The sequence below is a fragment of the Nocardia sp. NPDC058633 genome, assembly GCF_042717045.1.
GTDB lineage: Bacteria > Actinomycetota > Actinomycetes > Mycobacteriales > Mycobacteriaceae > Nocardia.
The window spans coordinates 15577-34978 of record NZ_JBHXRA010000015.1 but is presented as its reverse complement, the minus strand read 5'-3'; the positions used below and the strand labels follow the sequence as shown (position 1 = coordinate 34978).

Below are 19402 nucleotides of genomic sequence, written 5' to 3'. Positions count from 1 at the left end.
ATGAGCTGCATGGATCTGCTCGCTTCCGCTGGTGTCGGAGATCCCTCGCCGATCGTCTCGCTGTTCTGGATCGCGCTCATCGCGGTGGCCGCGCCGCTGCTGTCGCGACTGATGCGCGGTTATCTGCCGGATGTGGTGATCCTGCTCGTAGCCGGCGCGGCATTCGGACCGCACGTGCTCGGATGGGCGAGCAGTGCGGGCGGGGTGGACCTGGTCAGCGAGTTGGGGCTGGGGATGCTGTTCCTGCTGGCGGGTTACGAGCTCGATCCGCGATTGCTGCGCGGCCGATCGGGACGCACGGCGTGGGCCGTGTGGATCGTGTGCCTGCTGTTCGCGTTCGCGATCGTCGTGGCGGCCACGGACAAGTCGACCGGAACGCGGATCGCGGTCGCCATCGCGTTGACCTCCACCGCGCTCGGTACCCTGCTGCCGATTCTGAAGCAGTCGGGAAGCCTCGACTCACCACTGGGCCGCGCGGTGCTGACGCACGGTGCGGTGGGTGAGCTGGGGCCGATCGTGGCGATGTCGGTGCTGCTCACCAGTCGAGACGCGGGCAGCGCGGTGGTGATCGTGGTGATGTTCGTGGTGGCGGCGGCGGTCGTCGGATTCGTGCCGGTGCGGATGCTCGACCGGATTCCCGACCTCGGCGCCGCGCTGGGCAGGCTGGGCGGTGGCACCTCGCAGCTGCCGGTGCGCGGCGTCGTGCTGCTGTTGCTGGTGCTGATGGTGGTGGCCGAGGTCTTCGACCTGGACGTAGTGCTCGGCGCGTTCGCCGCGGGCATGATCCTGCGGCGGCTCATCGCGGCGGGGCATCCGGATGTGGACTCGTCACTGGAGGCCATCGGCTACGGGCTGCTGATCCCGGTGTTCTTCGTGGTGTCGGGGATGGGTATCGACGTGGCGGCGGTCGGTCGCAATCCGATGCTGTGGTTGTGGTTCGTGGTCATCATCGCCCTCGCGCGCGGGTTGCCCGTCTGGCTGAGCGAGCGGTTCGTGGCGCGCGGGGACAACCTGTCGACCGGGGCAGAGCGCGTCGAATTGGCGCTCTACGCCGCGACGGGCCTGCCGATCATCGTCGCGGTGACTCAGGTCGCCACCCAGACCGGCCTGCTGACCGCCGATGTCGCCTCGATTCTGGTCGCGGCGGGCGCGACGACCGTCCTGGTGTTTCCGCTGGTAGCCCGCCTGATCGGGGCGCATGCGGCGAAGTCGGTCACACCCACGCATGAATGAGCTTGCATAGTCGTGCATAATCATCGCATGGTTGATTCGTCGGGAGAACCCGTGTTGCGGGTGGCGGTTGCCGGTGCGAGTGGTTACGCCGGTGGCGAAGTGTTGCGTCTACTGCTCGGCCATCCCGAATACCGAGCGGGGCGCCTCGAGATCGGGGCGCTGACCGCCGGTTCCAACGCGGGCACCGCTCTGGGCGCGCTGCAGCCGCATCTGCTGCCGCTGGCCGACCGGATCCTCGACGAGACCACCCCCGACATCCTGGCCGGCCACGACATCGTGTTCCTCGGTCTCCCACACGGCCAGTCCGGCGCGATCGCGGCCGCCCTGCCCGACGAGACGATCATCATCGATTGCGGCGCCGACTACCGGCTCGCCGACGCCGCCGCCTGGGAGAAGTACTACGGCAGTGCCCACGCGGGCAGCTGGCCCTACGGCCTACCCGAACTGCCCGGCGCGCGGGCGAAGCTGACCGGCGCCCGGCGGATCGCCGTGCCCGGCTGCTATCCCACCGTGTCGAGTGTGGCGCTGGCCCCGGCGATCGCCGCCGGGATCATCGAGCCCACGGTGAATGTCGTTGCGGTGACCGGTACTTCGGGCGCGGGTCGCAAGCTCGACGTCGGTCTGCTCGGTTCCGAGGTGATGGGCAGCGTCCGGGCCTACAGCATCGCGGGCGCGCACCGGCATACCCCGGAGATCGCGCAGAACCTGAAAGCCGCAGGCGGCGTCGACGTCTCGGTCTCGTTCACCCCGGTACTCGCGCCGATGCCGCGCGGCATCCTCGCCACCTGCACCGCCCCGACACGGGTCGATGCCGAGGCGGCCCGCGCTGTCTACGAAAAGGCCTACGCCGAAGAACCTTTCGTGCACCTGCTGCCCGAAGGCGTGCTACCGCAGACCGGTTCGGTGCTCGGCTCCAATGCCATCACCCTGCAGGTCGCCGTCGACGCCGACGCGGGTCTGCTCGTGGTGATCGGCGCGATCGACAACTTGACCAAGGGCACCGCGGGCGCCGCGGTGCAATCGATGAATCTGGCCGTCGGATTCGACGAGACCGCAGGACTTTCCACCGTAGGAGTGGCACCGTGACGACCCCTGATCCGCAGACCCCGGACCACGGCAAACTGATCCACACCCAGGGCGTCACCGCACCGCTGGGTTTCCGCGCGGCGGGCATCGCGGCCGGTCTCAAGGCCAGCGGCAAGCCGGACCTCGCGCTGGTGCTCAACGAGGGCCCCGAATACTCGGCGGCCGGTGTGTTCACCAGCAACCAGGTCAAGGCTGCGCCGGTGCTGTGGTCGCAGCAGGTACTCAAGACCGGTCATCTGCGTGCGGTGATCCTGAACTCCGGCGGCGCGAACGCCTGCACCGGCCACGGCGGTTTCCAGGACACGCACAAGACCGCCGAGGAACTCGCCGCGGCACTGAGCAATTGGGGCACCGAGACCGGTGCGGGCGAGATCGCGGTGTGCTCCACCGGTCTCATCGGTGACCGTCTGCCGATGGACAAGCTGCTTCCCGCGGTCACCGAGATCGTGCACGAGATGGGCGGCGGCCTATCGGGTGGCTCCGACGCCGCCCACGCCATCATGACCACCGACACCGTTGCGAAGGAGTCGGCCTTCCACAGCGAGGACAAGTGGAACGTCGGCGGCATGGCCAAGGGTGCGGGCATGCTCGCGCCGTCGCTGGCCACCATGCTCGTGGTGCTCACCACCGACGCGGTCGCCACGCCCGCCCAGCTCGATTCCGCGCTGCGCAAGGCCACGAAGTACACCTTCGACCGGCTCGATGTCGACGGCTCCTGCTCCACCAACGACACCGTGTTGCTCATGGCCAACGGTGCCAGCGGCATCGCGCCGTCGCAGGACGATCTCGACGCCGCGGTGTTCACCGTGTGTGACGACCTGGCCGCGCAGCTGATGGCCGACGCCGAGGGCGTCACCAAGCGGGTGCGGGTCACCGTCACCGGCGCGGTATCCGAAGACGAGGCGCTGACCGTCGCGCGCGCCGTCGCCCGCGACAGCCTGGTCAAGACCGCGCTGTTCGGTTCCGATCCGAACTGGGGCCGTGTGCTCGCCGCTGTCGGTATCGCGCCCGTGACCCTCGACCCGCACCGGATCACGGTGTCGTTCAACGGCGATCCGGTGTGCGTCGACAGCGTCGGCGCGCCCGGCGCCCGTGCGGTCGACCTGTCCGGCGAAGACGTCGACGTGCACATCGAGCTCAATGTCGGCGACGGCACCGCGATGGTGCGCACCACCGACCTCTCGCACGCCTACGTCGAAGAGAACTCGGCATACAGCTCATGAGCCCCAGTGTGGTGCACAGCCTTTCCGCGCTGGACAAGGCGCACGTGCTCGCCGACGCGCTGCCGTGGCTGCAGAAGTTCCGCGACAAGATCGTCGTGGTGAAGTACGGCGGCAACGCCATGGTCGACGACGGACTCAAGGCCGCCTTCGCCGCCGACATGGCGTTCCTGCGCACCGTCGGCGTGCACCCGGTGGTCGTGCACGGCGGTGGCCCGCAGATCAACGCCATGCTGACAAGGCTCGGTATGGCAGGCGAATTCCGCGGCGGCTTCCGCGTCACCACCCCCGAGGTGATGGATGTGGTGCGGATGGTGCTGTTCGGTCAGGTGGGCCGTGAGCTCGTCGGGTTGATCAACGCGCACGGCCCGTACGCGGTCGGTATCTCCGGCGAGGACGCGCACCTGTTCACCGCGACCCGGCGCACGGTCGCCGTCGAGGGTGTGGCCACCGACATCGGCCTGGTCGGCGACGTCACCGAGGTCAACCCCGGCGCGGTGCTCGACCTGATCGACGCGGGCCGCATCCCGGTGGTCTCCACCATCGCCCCCGACGCCGACGGCGTGGTGCACAACATCAACGCCGACACCGCCGCCGCCGCACTGGCCGAGGGCATCGGCGCCGAGAAACTCGTCGTCCTCACCGACGTCGAGGGCCTCTACACCGACTGGCCGGATCGCTCCTCGCTGACCAGCCGCATCGACGCCGACGCCTTGTCGACGTTGCTGCCGCGCCTGGATGCGGGCATGGTGCCGAAGATGGAAGCCTGTCTGCGCGCCGTGCTCGGCGGGGTGCCCAGCGCCCACGTGATCGACGGGCGGGTGCCGCATTCGGTACTACTGGAGCTGTTCACCGGAGAAGGAATCGGAACCATGGTGACCCCCGCCGGGTCGCCGGATGGAACGCAATCATGAGCGAAACAGAGATGCTGCAGCAGCGGTGGTCGGCCGCGATGATGGACAACTACGGCACCCCCAAGGTCGCGCTCGTGCGCGGCGCCGGCGCGGTGCTCTACGACGCCGACGGCAAGCGCTACATCGACTTCCTCGGTGGCATCGCGGTCAACAGCCTCGGCCACGCCCACCCCGCGATCCTGGAGGCGGTCACCCAGCAACTGGGCACGCTCGGTCACGTGTCGAACCTGTACGCCAACGAGCCGGTGATCGAGCTGGCCGAGAAGCTGCTCGCGCATTTCGGCGACGGGGAGGGCAAGGCGTTCTTCTGCAATTCCGGCACCGAGGCCAACGAGGCCGCGTTCAAGATCGCGCGGCTCACCGGGCGGACCAAGATCGTGGCCGCCGAGGAGGCGTTTCACGGTCGCACGATGGGCGCGCTGGCGCTCACGGGTCAGGCTGCCAAGCGAACGCCGTTCGAGCCGATGCCGCCCGGTGTCGTGCACGTGCCCTACGGTGACGCCGCCGCACTCGACGCGGTGGTCGACGCCGATACCGCCGCGGTGTTTCTCGAGCCGATGATGGGGGAGAGCGGTGTGGTCGTGCCACCGTTCGACTACCTGGCCAAGGCTCGCGACATCACTTCCCGGGCTGGGGCTCTGCTGATCCTCGACGAGGTGCAGACCGGAATCGGGCGCACCGGAACATTTTTCGCGCACCAGGCGGCGGGCATCGTCCCCGACGCGATCACCCTGGCCAAGGGCCTGGGTGGTGGCCTGCCGATCGGCGCCGTGCTGGCGCAGGGCCGGGCCGCCGAACTGCTCACGCCGGGCCTGCACGGCACCACCTTCGGCGGCAATCCCGTCTGTGCCGCGGCGGCTCTGGCCGTGCTGCGCACCATCGACTCCGACGACCTGCTGACCCATGTGGAACGGGTCGGCAAGAAGCTCAGCGACGGCATCGCCCTGCTCGAGCACCCCGAGATCGACCACGTGCGTGGCGCGGGCCTGCTCATCGGCATCGTCTTGCGCGACGACATCTCCGCGTATGTCGACGAACGGGCGCGCGAGGCCGGCTACCTGCTGAACCCCGCCAAGCCCAACGTCCTCCGGTTGGCACCGCCGCTGGTGCTCACCGAAACCCAGGCCGACAATTTCGTCGCCGACCTGCCCGAGATCCTCGACAAGGCCGCCGCCGATGCTAAGGGAGCGACCAAGTGACCCTGCGTCATTTCTTGCGTGACGACGATGTGACCCAGGCCGAACAGGCCGAAATACTCGCCATCGCCGCCGAATTGAAGAAGGACCCGTTCGCGCACCGACCCCTCGACGGTCCGCGTGGCGTGGGGGTGATCTTCGAGAAGAACTCCACCCGCACCCGCTTCTCGTTCGAGCTCGGCATCGCCCAGCTCGGCGGGCACGCGGTGGTCGTCGACGGCCGCGACACCCAGTTGGGTCGGGAGGAGACCCTCGGCGACACCGGCAGCGTGCTCTCGCGCTATGTCGACGCCATCGTGTGGCGGACCTTCGAACAGTCCCGCCTCGACGAGATGGCGGTCACCTCGACGGTTCCCGTGGTGAACGCGTTGTCCAACGAGTTCCACCCCTGCCAGGTCCTTGCCGACCTGCAGACGATCAGCGAGCGCAAGGGGTTCCTCGAAGGACTGAACCTCACCTACTTCGGTGACGGCGCCAACAACATGGCCCACTCGCTGCTGCTGGGTGGGGTGACCGCCGGAATGAACGTCACCGTCGCCGCGCCCGCCGGTTTCGAACCGTTGCCGTGGATCCTGGATGCCGCCGCCGAGCGCGCCGCGGACACCGGTGCGAGGGTCTCGGTGACGGGTGACCCGGTGATCGGCGCGACCGGTGCCGACGTGCTCGTCACCGATACCTGGACCTCCATGGGGCAGGAGAACGACGGTCTCGATCGGGTCGGCCCGTTCCGCCCGTTCCAGCTCAATACCGAGCTGCTCGCCTACGCTGCCCCGGAAGCGATTGTGCTGCACTGTCTTCCGGCGCACCGCGGCGAGGAGATCACCGACGAAGTACTCGACGGCGGGCACAGCGTGGTCTGGGACGAAGCCGAGAACCGGCTGCACGCACAGAAGGCGCTGCTGGTGTGGCTGCTCGCGAAAGCCGCCGCGTGAGACCGCGAACCGGGGCCGGCGCACAGGCGCGGCGATGAGCGCACCCGAGAAGGGCTCGCCCGCGATCGCCCGCACCCGCGCCGGCCGTCAGTCCCGCATCATCGAACTGTTGACCTCCCACTCGGTCCGCAGCCAGACCGAACTCGCCGCCCTGCTGTCCGCCGAGGGCATCGAGACCACCCAGGCCACCCTCTCACGTGACCTCGACGAACTCGGCGCGGTGAAACTGCGTGCGGCCGACGGCGGCGCGGGGGTCTACATCGTCCCCGAGGACGGCAGCCCCGTGCGCGGCGTCACCGGCGGTACCGGCCGCCTGTCCAAACTCCTCGGCGACCTGCTCGTCTCCACCGATGCCAGTGGTAATCTCGCCGTCCTGCGCACCCCGCCCGGCGCCGCCCACTTCCTGGCCAGCGCCCTGGACCGCGCCGCGCTGCCGTTCATCGTCGGCACCATCGCCGGTGACGACACCATCGCGGTCATCGCTCGCGAACCCCTCACCGGCGCCGAACTGGCGGCCAAAATCGAGGATTTGGCCTGACCCGACCACAATTCGGCTGCCCGGCAGTCGCGCCCACCACGAGCTCGCGCGGTGACAGCGAACAGCCAACGGCTGGCACCGATTCCGTCGTTGTCGATGATGGGGTGTCGGCGATCCGACGCGTTCGTGGGTGACGCGAGGCGCTACCGTGCCGGGTCCGGCGACAACCGCTGCCAGGTCCAGTCCACGCGCACATCGAGCGGTGCCTCGGGTGTGACCATCCGGGGATCGGTGTTCAGGCCGTTGGGTGGTCCCGACTGCGCCTCCACCGACAGCGACTCTGTCGGCAGTGTCCAGACGACCACGTCGTGGACCGGGCTGGTGATGGTGAATTCCAGGAACCCGGGCCAGGTGAGTCGAACCTCGACGCCGTCGGGCATTGCGAAGCAGTCGTCCCACGGTGGCGGTGTCGGCGCGATCTCGCGCCCGGTGGGGAGGTAGTCGTCGCCGCGCTCGTACTGCCATGCCGGGTCGAACTCGAGCACCAGCGGGCCCGTGGCGGGTGGGACCTCGCGCAGGAACCACGGATGCCAGCCGCCCTGGGCGGGGAAAGCATCACGGTCGGTGGCGATGCGCATCGCCAGGGTGAGGCCGGTGTCGGTGAGCGTGAACGTCTGGGTGACGGTCCCGGCGAACGGCCATGGGTCACCGAGCCGATGACTGATCGTCGCCTCGCTCGGCGACACCGCGACCACGTCCCATGCTCCCTCGCGTGCGGTGCCGTGGATGCTGTGCGGGGCATTGTTGATCGGCATCCGATACGCGTGGCCGCCGACGGTCAGCTCACCCCCGCCGAGCCGACCGGCCCACGGCGCCATGACGAAACAGCCGGTTCCCGGGTCCTGGCGGAGCAGTTCGGTGCCGTCGACGGTGAGGCTGTGGATCGCGCCCCCGTCGCCCGGGGCGATCGTGAGACCCGCGGAGCCTGCGCGGAGCCGCACAGCGTCGGTCATGGTCGGCACACCAGCGGCGTGGGTCGGTCACCGACGGTAACCCGCGTCGAAACGCGGCCGGGGCTCAATTGAACGGGTACTGTCCGCCGCCCGCGCCACCGCCGTGGTTGTTCGGCGTGGCGATGTCGATGATGTCCTGGACCAGTCCGACGACGGCACGGCCGACATCGAGAACACCGTTGCCGAGGGTCGAGAATTCCTGGGCGATGTAGTGGAGCATCTTGTTCGTCCTCCCGTGTGGCGAGCGAATAGTGCTCTCCCAGAGTGCCACACGCGAGCGGTCAGGAGTTCAGGAAGTTCAGGATCAGCAGGGTCAGCGGGGCGGTGATCTCGAAGACGGTGCGGCCGATATAGAGGCCGAGGGCGGCGCCGGCTTCATAGTTGTCGGAGAGGAACTGCAGGACTTCGTCCATGGTGTGCTCCCTGGATTCGAGGTCGGTGGGGTCAGGCGAAGAATCCCTGGAGCAGGGGGGTGCCGAGATCGATGACGGTCTTGGCGACCGTCAGGCCGAGGTTCCCGAGTCCGATGACGACCGTCCCGATCAGGTCGTAGTTGGCCTCGGCGAAATCACGTAGCGACTGCATGATGGCTCCTTCGGTCCCGACCCAATGGTTGCCTACTGTGACCAGCGTCTCATAGCCGAGCGTACTCGCCAAGGGGTCTTGCGTTGTCTTCGCAGGTGATCGGCTATTTCGGTGACGGCGGTCCGCGCTCGGACCCCCCGTTATGAATGAGATTGCATCATCGTGCATAATCATTTGCAGCAACGGCGTGAGCCGAACCGGCGGCCGGAGCATCCATACTGCTCAGGGCAGGCCTTACGTACCAGACTTCGAGGAGCACAACAGACATGTCCGATCGCGTCGTACTCGCCTACTCCGGTGGGCTTGACACCTCCGTCGCCATCAGCTGGATCGCGAAGGAGACCGGTTCCGAGGTGGTGGCCGTGGCCATCGACCTGGGCCAGGGCGGCGAGGACATGAACGCGATCCGACAGCGAGCGCTGGACTGCGGCGCCGTGGAGGCCATCGTGGTCGACGCGCGCGACGAGTTCGCCGACGAGTACTGCCTGCCCACCATCCAGGCCAACGCCATGTACCAGGGTCAGTACCCGCTCGTCTCGGCCATCAGCCGCCCGCTGATCGTCAAGCACCTCGTCGAGGCCGCGAAGTTCCACAACGCGACCACCGTGTCGCACGGCTGCACCGGCAAGGGCAACGACCAGGTCCGCTTCGAGGTCGGCATCGGCGCGCTCGCGCCCGACCTGGAGGTCATCGCCCCGGTCCGCGACTACGCCTGGACCCGTGAGAAGGCCATCGCCTTCGCCGAGGAGAACAAGCTCCCGATCAACGTCACCAAGAAGTCGCCGTTCTCCATCGACCAGAACGTGTGGGGTCGCGCGGTCGAGACCGGGTTCCTCGAGGACCTGTGGAACGCGCCCACCAAGGACGTCTACGACTACACCGCCGACCCGACGGTGAACTTCGAGGCGCCCGACGAGGTCATCATCACCTTCGAGAAGGGTGTGCCGGTCGCCATCGACGGCCGTCCGGTCTCGGTGCTGCAGGCCATCGAGGAGATGAACACCCGCGCCGGTCGTCAGGGCGTTGGCCGCCTCGACATGGTCGAAGACCGGCTCGTCGGCATCAAGAGCCGCGAGATCTACGAAGCGCCGGGCGCCATCGCGCTGATCACCGCGCACCAGGCCCTCGAAGCCGTCACCGTCGAGCGTGAACTGGCCCGCTACAAGCGCCAGGTCGAGCAGCGCTGGGGCGAGCTGGCCTACGACGGCCTGTGGTACTCGCCGCTCAAGCGCGCGCTCGACGCGTTCATCACCGACACCCAGCAGACCGTGACCGGCGAGATCCGGATGGTCCTGCACGGTGGGTCCGCGGTGGTCAACGGCCGTCGTTCCGACCAGTCGCTCTACGACTTCAACCTGGCCACCTACGACGAGGGCGACACCTTCGACCAGTCCCTGGCCAAGGGCTTCGTCCAGATCCACGGCTTGTCCTCGAAGGTCGCCGCCCGCCGCGACCTGAACCAGAAGTAACAAGCGGAAAATCACCCTCGTAGTCTCGATACCGGCCGGTCCGCACGGATCGGCCGGTGTCGTCATCATCCATGCCCGCCATCCCGACCGGAGGAGACATCGACTATGACCCACAGTGGAACCAACGAAGGTGCGCTCTGGGGTGGGCGATTCGCTTCCGGTCCGGCCGAGGCGATGGCGGCGTTGAGCAAGTCGACCCACTTCGACTGGGTGCTGGCTCCCTATGACATTCGCGCGTCCAAGGCGCATGCCCGCGTGCTGCACAAGGCAGGGCTGCTCGCCGACGACGATCTGCCCGCCATGCTGGCCGGTCTGGATGCGCTCGCCGCCGATGTCGCTTCGGGCGCCTACGGGCCAGCCGACTCCGACGAGGATGTGCACGGCGCGCTCGAGCGCGGGCTGATCGAGCGGGTCGGCACCGAACTCGGTGGTCGACTGCGGGCCGGTCGTTCGCGCAACGACCAGGTGGCGACCCTGTTCCGGATGTGGCTGCGTGACGGTGTGCGTCGCGTCGCGGCCGGTGTGCTCGACGTGGTCGACGCGCTCGTCGCGCAGGCCGCGGCGCACCCCGATGCGGTGATGCCGGGCAAGACCCACCTGCAGGCCGCGCAGCCGGTGCTCCTCGCGCATCACCTGCTCGCCCACGCGCATCCGCTGCTGCGTGATCTGGAACGCCTGCGTGATTTCGACAAGCGCGCCGCCATCTCGCCGTACGGTTCGGGCGCGCTGGCCGGTTCCTCGCTCGGGCTCGACCCCGAGCAGATCGCCGCCGAGCTGGATTTCACCGCCTCCGCCGCCAATTCGATCGACGCCACCTCCTCGCGTGACTTCGCCGCCGAGGCCGCCTTCGTGCTGGCCATGATCGGCGTGGACCTGAGCCGGATGGCCGAAGAGGTCATCATCTGGAGCACACCGGAATTCGGCTACGTCACGTTGGCCGACGCCTGGTCCACCGGTTCGTCGATCATGCCGCAGAAGAAGAACCCCGACGTCTCGGAACTCACCCGGGGCAAGGCTGGTCGCCTGATCGGCAACCTGACCGGCCTGCTGGCAACGTTGAAAGCCCAACCGCTGGCCTACAACAGGGACCTCCAGGAAGACAAAGAGCCACTGTTCGACTCGGTCGCCCAGCTGGAACTGCTCCTGCCCGCCATCGCGGGCCTCGTCGGCACCCTGACCTTCCACACCGACCGGATGGCCGAATTGGCCCCTGCCGGTTTCACACTCGCCACCGATATCGCGGAATGGATGGTGCGCCAAGGGGTTCCGTTCCGCGTTGCCCACGAAGCGGCCGGTGCCTGCGTGCGGGTCGCCGAGGCGCGCGAAGTCGGCCTCGACGAACTCACCGACGCCGAATTCGCCGCCGTCGACCCGGCACTGACCGCCGGTGTGCGCGAAGTGCTCACGGTGCAGGGCTCGATCGCCTCGCGCAATGCGCGCGGCGGCACCGCCGGTGTTCGGGTGACCGAGCAGCTCGACGAGGTTCGCGAGACCGCCGACGCCGCCCGCGCCTGGTTGGGCTGACCACAGCCGGTCGGGTGCGTAATCGCCTGGCACCGCCCGCGATACAGCGCGCGCCCGACTAGTCTGCGGCCATGACCCTGCTCTTCCTGGCGCTGGCCATCGCCACCGAGGTGACGGCGACCGTGTCGCTGAAACTGTCCGAGGGCTTCACGAAATTGGTGCCGTCCATCGTCGTGGTGGTCGGCTACGGCGCGGCGTTCTACTTCCTGTCGCAGGCCTTGAAGCGCGGCATGGCGATCGGGGTCGCCTACGGCATCTGGTCAGCGGTGGGCGTGGCCGCCATCGCCACCATCGGTGTGTTGTTCCTGGGGGAGCGGCTCACGTTCGTGCAGGTCGGTGGCATCGGACTGGTGATTCTCGGCGTGCTCGCGCTGGAGCTCGGTGGCGCGCGCTGATGTCGGCCGCACCGGTCTAGAGCTCCGCGCGCACGCGAAAGCCGGCCTCGTGCAGTGCGTCCAGTACATCGTCGCGGTGGGCCGTACCTCGCGTTTCCACGGTGAGCGACACCTCCACTTCGTCGACGGCCAGCCACGGACCCGTGCGCGAGTGCACGATGTCGACCACGCTCGCACCCGCGCGACCGACCACCGCGAGCAGCGCCGACAAAGCGCCGGGGCGGTCGTCGATCGTCACGCGCATCGCCAGATAGCGGCCCGCGGCGCTGAGGCCGTGGCCGATGACGCGAGTGAGTAGCAGAGGGTCGATATTGCCGCCGGACAGAATCGTCACCACCGGGCCGGGGAGTTCGGTCAGGGTGGAGTTGAGCAGCGCCGCGACACCCGCCGCGCCCGCGGGTTCGACGATGAGTTTGGCTCGTTCGAGACAGAGCAGCAGGGCTTTCGACAAGGCGTCCTCGTCGACGGTGACGATCTCGGACACCAACTCGGCCACATGGCCGAACGGCACCGCGCCGGGCAACCCCACCGCGATGCCGTCGGCCATCGTCGACATCCGGGGCACCCGCACCGGCTTGCCCGCCGCGAGCGAATCCGGCCACGCCGCCGCCTCGGCCGCCTGTACGCCGATCACCCGCACCTGCGGCGACCACGCGTGCAACGCCACCGCGACTCCCGCGAGCAAGCCGCCGCCACCGGTCGGCACGACGACCGTGCCCACATCGGGCACCTGCTCGAGAATCTCCAGCGCGACCGTCGCCTGTCCGGCGACGATGTCGGGATGGTCGAAGGGATGGATCAGGGTCGCACCGGTCTGTTCGGCGAATTCCTGTGCGGCGAGCAAGGACTCGTCGATCGTGTCGCCCACCAGATGCACCTCGGCGCCGTAGGCGCGCGTGGCGACCAGTTTCGGTAGCGAGGCCCCGACCGGCATGAACACCGTCGAGGAGATCCCGAGCTCGCTCGCCGCCCACGCCACCCCCTGCGCGTGATTGCCGGCGCTGGCCGCGACCACTCCCCGCCCTCGCTGCACCGCGGGCAGATTCGCGATCCGGTTGTAGGCCCCGCGCGGCTTGAACGACCCGGTGCGCTGCAAGTTCTCACACTTGAGCAGCACCGGCGCGCCGACTCGCTCCGACAACACCCGCGACCCGACGGTCGGCGTACGCCGGATCACCGGCGCCAACAGCCGTGCCGCCGCCTCGATCCGCTCCGTTCCCACGGTCTCCATCCGCCACATGGTGCCAGTCCCGGTAGCTGAAAGTGCGCCGAGCGGAGTTCGTGCCCTCGCGTCCGGTTCAGGCGCGCGGTTCGGCCTTCGCGATGTTGTGGGCGATGGTGCCGAGGCGGGTGAGGCGGGCATCGCCCAGCGGGGTGAGTTTGCCGCCGAGGCGGTTGGTGACGAAGGCGAGGGACAGGCCGGTCTCGGGGTCGGCGAACGCGCCGGAACCGCCGAGGCCGAAGTGGCCGAAGGCCGAGATCGGGTCGGCCTTCGAGGGCTTCATGGGGACGCCGTGGAAGCCGAGTGCCCAGGGAATGCGGAAAGCCAGAACGTAGTCGGGGGTGAAGACCTGGCGGGTCGCGACACGGCGGATGGCGTCGGGGGACAGGATGCGGGTGCCGTCGAGTTCACCGCCGTTGGCCAAGGCGGCGTAGACGCGGGCGAGAGCGCGGGCGGAGAAGACGCCGTTCACGCCCGGCATCACCGAATCGTGCACGCGCGCGTCGACGATCAGGTCGGCGAAGCCGCGCGGGGTGGTTTCCGCGGCGGCGGAGAAGCGGGTGCGGCCCAGCAGATCGGAGCCGGTGTCCCAGTCCATGCCCGCGGCCCGCAGGCGCGGGAAGGTGGTGGCGATGCGGTGGCGCTGGTCCTGCGGCACGCGAAACCACAGTTCTTCGGCGCCGAGGGGTTCGGCGAGTTCGGTGCGCACGACATCGACGAAGTCGCGGCCGGTGACGCGCCGGACAATCTCGGCGGCCAGGTGTCCGTAGCTGATTCCGTGATAGCCGCTGGTGATCCGGTGCCGCGGGTCGGGCGTGGCGGCGGCCAGCGCGGCGGTGACGGCTTCGTCATCGAGAAAGCTCTCGATCGGACCGGGGAGCAGACCGCGTAAACGGTGCAGGCCGGCACGGTGGGTGAGCACATCGCGCACGGAGATGTCGGCCTTGCCCGCCGCGGCGAACTCCGGCCAGTACTCGGCGACCGGACTGTCGTAGTCGAGCTGTCCCCGGTCGGCCAACTGGTGCATCACCGTGGAGGCCACGCCTTTTCCGGTGGAGAAGCCCAACGCCACCGAGTCCGCGGTCCACGGCACGCCCGGACTCGCGTAGCCCGCCCACACATCGACCACGGGCTCGCCGTGCAGATACACGCACAGCGCGCCACCGCCGTGCGACGGCTTGCGGAACAGATGGTCGAACACGGCGACCAAGCGGACGAAACGGCGATCCACCGACTGCGTTGTCGAAACTCCCATAGTCCGAGCATGCCATCGCACACTGGGGACCGGTCGGTTCGGTGATCGTTTCCCCACCGTCACGGCGGGCATCTCGGGGAGGTTCGCGGCCCCGCAGAACGAAGACTTTCGCGGGACCGCTGGACTCCTTCGGTTCGTGAATCCTGTTCAGACGCCGGCGGTCTCGGTGGTCAGCGCGTTCAGCACCGCGTCGAGATCGTCGACGTCGACGACCAGACGGGTGAAGTCGGGACCGTGCAGATCGATCCGTACGGCGCTGCCACCGAAAGTGGTGTCCCAGAACTCCTTGCGGCCCTTGCCGCGATAGACGCCCGCGGCGATCACCCCGGGGATGAAGGTGCCGGGAGCGCGGACCCACGGGGGCCGCAGGTCCACTTCGGCGGTGGCGATCTCAGTGATGGCGGCACGGTCGATCACGACCTGCTGGCGCAGGGCGAGCAGGCGATGCCCACCCAGCACGTTGACCGTCACCGTGTCGTCGTTGATCTCGACCTCGACCATCGCTACCTCACTCGCCGTCGTGCGGACCGTTCGATGTCCAGCTTGGTCGGGCGGCCTGTTCGCCGACTGTGGTGAGCCTGTGAGTTAGCCAAGGAATCGAAGACATCGACAAATATAGATATGCGCATCTAACGGTTTAGGCGCTTTCAGGAAAGGCAATCGAGAAAGAGAAAGCAAGGACGGACCGGTCAGGCCTGGTGGGCCCGACCGGCGATCTCGAGCACCTGAGCGAGCCACGGTGTGAACTTGCCGGGGTCGGCCGCGATGTCGGCGCGGACAGTCTGCGGGGGCAGCCATGCCCAGCTCCCGATCTCGGCCGGGTTCGGGCACGGCGGCAGGTCGCCGACCGCGCCGATCAACACGTGGTCGTATTCGTACTCGACGCGCCCTGTCGCCTCGTCGCCGGCGCGGTAGGTGAAGGCGCCGACCTCGGTGAGCTCGGCGGTCATCCCGAACTCCTCGCGCAAGCGGATCGCGGCGGCCTCGGTGACCGCCTGACCGGGCGCCGGATGACCGCAGCAGGTGTTGGCCCATCGCAGCGGAAACCGCGTCTTCACCGCGGCTCGCTGCTGGAGCAGCACCTGACCGTGCCGGTCGAACAGCAGCACCGAGAAGGCGCGGTGCAATGTGCCGGGTGGTCGATGGGCATCGGCCACCGAGCACGCGCCGATCGCTGTGCCCGAGTCGTCGACCAACTCGACAGCCATGGCTTCACGGTCGGTTGACGGGTCGGCGAGCTTGTCGGTCACCAGGCCACCTTATCGACGACGATCAGCGGGTAATGGAAGCTCCCCCCGCGGTAGGCGGTGGGCAAGGGTGGCTCGACGCCGACGGCGAGTTCGGATTCGAGAGTCATGGAGTATCTCCTCACCTCGGGCGGAAATCGGCACATCGGATCACCCCGTCGAATGCGACGGTGCGCGACAGGCTTCGGGGGTGGCAACAGTGCGAGGCGAACGGTCCGACGCGTAAGAACCATCAGCGCGTGGAGGTCTGCCGTGTGAAACGGTGCTCTACGAAATCGTCTGTGCGTCAGTAGGTTCCGAACGGGGACGATCGTAGGGGCCGGCGTGGCCGCGCGCCGGGCATTGGGGAAAACATAGCGATGACCGGGAGTATCGGTGTGCTGTGGTGGCCGGTCCGATCGGCGGCGCGGTTGATCCGGGCGCGATGACCGGTCGAGTGCGTCGACCGCGACGCGATCGGCTGCCGGGTGTGAGGTGAATCGCTGGAACATGCGGCCTGTCACAGCCGACACATAATGGAGGTCCGGTGTGGTTAGCTCATATGAGCACATCGGGGTGTGTGAGGTGTGTCACTTTAAGCAGGTAGGGCCAGGTGGGAACGGTGGATATCAGTCCAAGAGGTGTGGTCGGTTCGGTGCAGCGGTTGCTGGCTACCGCGCAGAACGGGCTGGAGGTGATCCGCTTCGGCGGATTGTCACACGATGTCGAGTCCTCGCCCTTCGAGGTCGTCGAGCGTCGACGCATGTACCGGCTGCGGCATTACTTTCCCGACGAGACGACGCCAGGCCGTCCGGTAGCGCTGCTGGTGCCGCCGTTGATGGTGAACGCCGACATCTGGGACGTCAATGCGGCGGGCGGCGCGGTCGGCATCCTGCACGACAGCGGAGTCGACTGCTGGGTGATCGATTTCGGCTCACCCGCGACGGAGGAAGGCGGCTGGGAACGCGACCTGGCCGACCATGTGCTCGCGGTGAACTCCGCCATCGACACCGTCTGTGAGGCCACCGGCGCGCAGGTGCATCTGATGGGGTACTCCCAGGGTGGCATGTTCGCCTACCAGACCACCGCCTACCGCTACGGCAAAGGCGTGGCCTCGATCGTCACCTTCGGCAGCCCCGTCGACATCGTCGCCGGTATGCCGTTCGGGCTGCCCTACGGCGTGGTCTCCGAGGTGGCCGACTTCCTGGCCGACCATGTGATGCACCGGCTGCCCATCACCGAGTCGATGGTGCGCATCGGGTTCCAGATGCTCGACCCGGTGAAAACCGCCAAGTCGCGCATCGACTTCCTGCTGCAGCTGCACGATCGGGAAGCGTTGCTGCCCAAGGAACGTCAGCGCCGGTTCCTCAACAGCGATGGCTGGGTGGGGTATTCGGGTCCGGCCGTGGCCGATCTGCTCAAGCAGTTCGTCGCCCACAACCGGATGATGCTCGGCGGCTTCGTGATTCGCGACCACCCGGTGTCACTGGCCGAACTGAAGTGTCCGATTCTGGCATTCGTCGGCGAAGTCGACGACATCGGCCAGCCCGCCGCGGTGCGCGGCATCGTGCGGGCAGCGCCCCACGCCGAGGTGTACGAAGCCAGTTTGGTGGCAGGACATTTCGGGCTCGTCGCCGGTTCGACGGCCACCAACCACACCTGGCCGATGGTGCGCGACTGGATCGCGTGGATGAACGGCAACGGCGCCCTGCCCGAGCAGATCGTGCCCATGCAGGAACACGTCGCGAGCAACGCGCCGCGCACTGCCGCCAACCGGATGGTGCACACCGCCGCCGGGCTGGCCGAAGCGGGCGCGGGCGTCGGCAAGGCGCTGGAAGGTATCGCGGGCAACACGATTCGCGGTTCGCTCGAAATGGCGGGCGAGGCCGCGCGTGCCCTGCCCCGGCTCACCCGGCTCGGAATGATCCAGCCGCACACCCGCATCTCACTCGGCAAACTGCTCAGCGAGCACGCGAGTCGGGCGCCGCAGAAGGACCTGGTGCTGTTCGACGACCGCGTGCACACCAACGCTGCCGTCGAGGAACGCGTCGACAATGTGGTGCGCGGCCTGATCTCCGTCGGTATCCGGCCCGCCATGCGCGTGGGCATCATGATGGAGACGCGTCCGAGCGCGCTGGCCTCGGTCGCCGCGCTCTCGCGCCTCGGCGCCGTCGCGGTGCTGCTCGCGCCGGGCGCCGAACTCGACCGCGCCATCGAGTTGACCGGCGTGCAGTCGCTGATCACCGACCCGGAGAACCTGCGTGCCGCCGCCGCGACCGCCGCCAGGGTGTTGGTGCTCGGTGGCGGGCCCTCGCGCGCGCTCGCGGTGCCGACCGGCGACCGGGTGATCGACCTGGAACAGATCGACCCGGCGAAGGTGCGCGTGCCCGCCTGGTACCGGCCGAACCCGGGGCTGGCGCGCGAACTCGCGTTCGTGCTCGTGCTGGGCTCCGGCGACCGGCTCGAGGCCAAATACATCACCAACCACCGCTGGGCCCTCTCGGCCTTCGGCACGGCGAGCGCGGCCGACTTGGACCGCCGCGACACTGTGTACTGCCTTGCGCCACTGCACCATTCGTCGGGTCTGCTGGTGAGCCTGGGTGGGGCGATCGCCGGTGGCAGCCGGATCGCACTGGCCAGGCCGATGGATCTGGACCCGGGCCGCTTCGCCGAAGAGGTGCACCGCTACGGCGTCACCGTCGTCACCTACACCTGGACCATGCTGCGCGACCTGCTCGACTCCAAGGTGTTCCCCGCCGGCCACAACCATCCGATCCGGCTGTTCATCGGATCCGGTATGCCCGCGGGTCTGTGGCGGCGCACCGTCGAACAGTTCGCCCCGGCCCGGGTGCTCGAGTTCTACGCCTCGATCGACGGTGACGTGGTGCTGGCGAATGTCACCGGCGCCAAGATCGGGTCGAAGGGCAGGCCGGTGCCCGGCACCGCACGGGTCGAACTGGTCGCCTATGACCCGATCAGTGAACAGATCCTCGTCGGCGACGACGGGTTCGCGCGCCGCTGCGCCGACAACGAACCGGGGCTGTTGCTCGGTAAGGCCGTCGACGGTGGCGATATCTCGGATGGCGGACTGCGTGGGGTGTTCCGGGCCGGTGACGCCTGGTGGCCGACGGAGAACCTGTTCCGGCGTGACAGCGACGGGGACTACTGGTTGGTGGACCGCCGCGACACGGTGATCCACACCGCCCGCGGCCCGGTGTTCACCCAGCCGATCGTGGACGTGCTCAACGACATCACCCCGGTCGACATGGAGGTCGCCTTCGGGCTCGAGACTTCGGCGGGCGTCATCGCCGCAGCGGCGCTGAGTGTGCGCCACGGGTTCCGGATCGAACCGGGTGATGTCACCGAGGCGATGCGCGGGCTGGAGCGCAGCCAGCGCCCGGACCTGGTCTACGTCGTCGACGAGATCCCGCGCAGCTCCAGCTTCCGTCCCTCGGCACCGGCGGTGCAGGCCGCGGGCCTGCCCGAGGCGGGGCCGGGCACCTGGATCTACAACCGGGAGACCGAGACCTACGACGTGCTCGCCGACGCGGCAGCCGCCGAACTCTTCGGCGGACACTGACTCGACGGAGCACCCCTGCGATCAACGGCAAAGGCCGCCCGTCGAAACGGGCGGCCTTTGTCTGTGAGAATCGA

The 19402-nt window shown here is 68.4% G+C and carries 19 protein-coding genes; 11 read left to right on the top strand and 8 right to left on the bottom strand.

What is annotated here, in order from left to right:
- Nucleotides 1–9 precede the first annotated feature (9 nt).
- The 7 genes from ACFWUR_RS20445 to ACFWUR_RS20415 are packed head-to-tail and all read left to right on the top strand — an operon-like array spanning nucleotide 10 to nucleotide 7119.
- The gene (locus ACFWUR_RS20445) at nucleotides 10–1233 is read left to right on the top strand and encodes a cation:proton antiporter (RefSeq protein WP_378908829.1); all 1224 of its coding nucleotides are present in this window, start codon (nucleotides 10–12) and stop codon (nucleotides 1231–1233) included.
- A 27-nt stretch (nucleotides 1234–1260) separates the two neighbouring features.
- Nucleotides 1261–2319 carry an N-acetyl-gamma-glutamyl-phosphate reductase gene (gene argC / locus ACFWUR_RS20440; protein WP_378908828.1) on the top strand — a complete coding sequence of 353 codons (1059 nt, stop codon included), beginning with the start codon at nucleotides 1261–1263 and terminating at the stop codon, nucleotides 2317–2319.
- Nucleotides 2316–3542, top strand: coding sequence for a bifunctional glutamate N-acetyltransferase/amino-acid acetyltransferase ArgJ (gene argJ, locus ACFWUR_RS20435; protein WP_378908827.1), 1227 nt, complete (start codon nucleotides 2316–2318; stop codon nucleotides 3540–3542). The genes argC and argJ overlap by 4 nt, the downstream gene beginning before the upstream one ends.
- Nucleotides 3539–4453: an acetylglutamate kinase gene (argB, locus tag ACFWUR_RS20430; protein ID WP_378908825.1), complete on the top strand. Its 915-nt coding sequence runs from the start codon at nucleotides 3539–3541 to the stop codon at nucleotides 4451–4453. The genes argJ and argB overlap by 4 nt, the downstream gene beginning before the upstream one ends.
- A complete protein-coding gene (locus tag ACFWUR_RS20425; protein ID WP_378908824.1) occupies nucleotides 4450–5652 on the top strand; it encodes an acetylornithine transaminase in 1203 nt (400 codons plus the stop codon). Before argB ends, ACFWUR_RS20425 begins: the two co-directional genes overlap by 4 nt.
- Nucleotides 5649–6581 (top strand): ornithine carbamoyltransferase, encoded by a 933-nt coding sequence (gene argF, locus ACFWUR_RS20420; RefSeq protein WP_378908823.1) that lies wholly within the window; start codon nucleotides 5649–5651, stop codon nucleotides 6579–6581. Before ACFWUR_RS20425 ends, argF begins: the two co-directional genes overlap by 4 nt.
- 34 nt (nucleotides 6582–6615) lie before the next feature.
- Complete coding sequence (locus tag ACFWUR_RS20415; protein WP_378908821.1) at nucleotides 6616–7119, top strand: arginine repressor; 504 nt, start codon at nucleotides 6616–6618, stop codon at nucleotides 7117–7119.
- Between the two features lie 143 nt (nucleotides 7120–7262).
- On the opposite strand, the gene ACFWUR_RS20410 is transcribed toward ACFWUR_RS20415, so the two are convergent.
- The 4 genes from ACFWUR_RS20410 to ACFWUR_RS20395 form a co-directional block, all read right to left on the bottom strand.
- Nucleotides 7263–8072 carry an aldose 1-epimerase gene (locus ACFWUR_RS20410; protein ID WP_378908820.1) on the bottom strand — a complete coding sequence of 270 codons (810 nt, stop codon included), beginning with the start codon at nucleotides 8070–8072 and terminating at the stop codon, nucleotides 7263–7265.
- A 64-nt stretch (nucleotides 8073–8136) separates the two neighbouring features.
- A complete protein-coding gene (locus ACFWUR_RS20405) occupies nucleotides 8137–8292 on the bottom strand; it encodes a hypothetical protein (protein WP_378908819.1) in 156 nt (51 codons plus the stop codon).
- A gap of 61 nt (nucleotides 8293–8353) precedes the next feature.
- Entirely contained in the window at nucleotides 8354–8485 is a 132-nt protein-coding gene (locus ACFWUR_RS20400; RefSeq protein WP_378908818.1) for a hypothetical protein, read from the bottom strand.
- A 31-nt stretch (nucleotides 8486–8516) separates the two neighbouring features.
- On the bottom strand, nucleotides 8517–8657 hold the full coding sequence (locus ACFWUR_RS20395) for a hypothetical protein (RefSeq protein WP_378908816.1): 141 nt from the start codon (nucleotides 8655–8657) through the stop codon (nucleotides 8517–8519).
- Nucleotides 8658–8923: 266 nt separating this feature from the next.
- On the opposite strand from ACFWUR_RS20395, the gene ACFWUR_RS20390 reads away from it, so the two are divergent.
- From ACFWUR_RS20390 to ACFWUR_RS20380, 3 genes are all read left to right on the top strand, one after another.
- Nucleotides 8924–10126: an argininosuccinate synthase gene (locus tag ACFWUR_RS20390; protein ID WP_378908815.1), complete on the top strand. Its 1203-nt coding sequence runs from the start codon at nucleotides 8924–8926 to the stop codon at nucleotides 10124–10126.
- Nucleotides 10127–10231: 105 nt separating this feature from the next.
- Complete coding sequence (gene argH, locus ACFWUR_RS20385) at nucleotides 10232–11650, top strand: argininosuccinate lyase (RefSeq protein ID WP_378908814.1); 1419 nt, start codon at nucleotides 10232–10234, stop codon at nucleotides 11648–11650.
- 71 nt (nucleotides 11651–11721) lie between these two features.
- A complete protein-coding gene (locus ACFWUR_RS20380) occupies nucleotides 11722–12045 on the top strand; it encodes a DMT family transporter (RefSeq protein ID WP_378908813.1) in 324 nt (107 codons plus the stop codon).
- Nucleotides 12046–12061: 16 nt separating this feature from the next.
- Here ACFWUR_RS20380 and ilvA read toward each other — a convergent pair whose 3' ends face one another.
- The 4 genes from ilvA to idi form a co-directional block, all read right to left on the bottom strand.
- Complete coding sequence (ilvA, locus tag ACFWUR_RS20375) at nucleotides 12062–13285, bottom strand: threonine ammonia-lyase (RefSeq protein ID WP_378908811.1); 1224 nt, start codon at nucleotides 13283–13285, stop codon at nucleotides 12062–12064.
- 58 nt (nucleotides 13286–13343) lie between these two features.
- Nucleotides 13344–14522, bottom strand: coding sequence for a serine hydrolase domain-containing protein (locus ACFWUR_RS20370; RefSeq protein WP_378908810.1), 1179 nt, complete (start codon nucleotides 14520–14522; stop codon nucleotides 13344–13346).
- 147 nt (nucleotides 14523–14669) lie between these two features.
- A complete protein-coding gene (locus ACFWUR_RS20365; RefSeq protein WP_378908809.1) occupies nucleotides 14670–15023 on the bottom strand; it encodes a hypothetical protein in 354 nt (117 codons plus the stop codon).
- 188 nt (nucleotides 15024–15211) lie between these two features.
- On the bottom strand, nucleotides 15212–15772 hold the full coding sequence (gene idi, locus ACFWUR_RS20360; protein ID WP_378908808.1) for an isopentenyl-diphosphate Delta-isomerase: 561 nt from the start codon (nucleotides 15770–15772) through the stop codon (nucleotides 15212–15214).
- 598 nt (nucleotides 15773–16370) lie between these two features.
- Between idi and ACFWUR_RS20355 the strand changes: the two genes are divergently transcribed.
- Nucleotides 16371–19328, top strand: a complete 2958-nt coding sequence (locus ACFWUR_RS20355) for an AMP-binding protein (protein ID WP_378908806.1) — start codon at nucleotides 16371–16373, stop codon at nucleotides 19326–19328.
- Nucleotides 19329–19402: the final 74 nt, after the last annotated feature.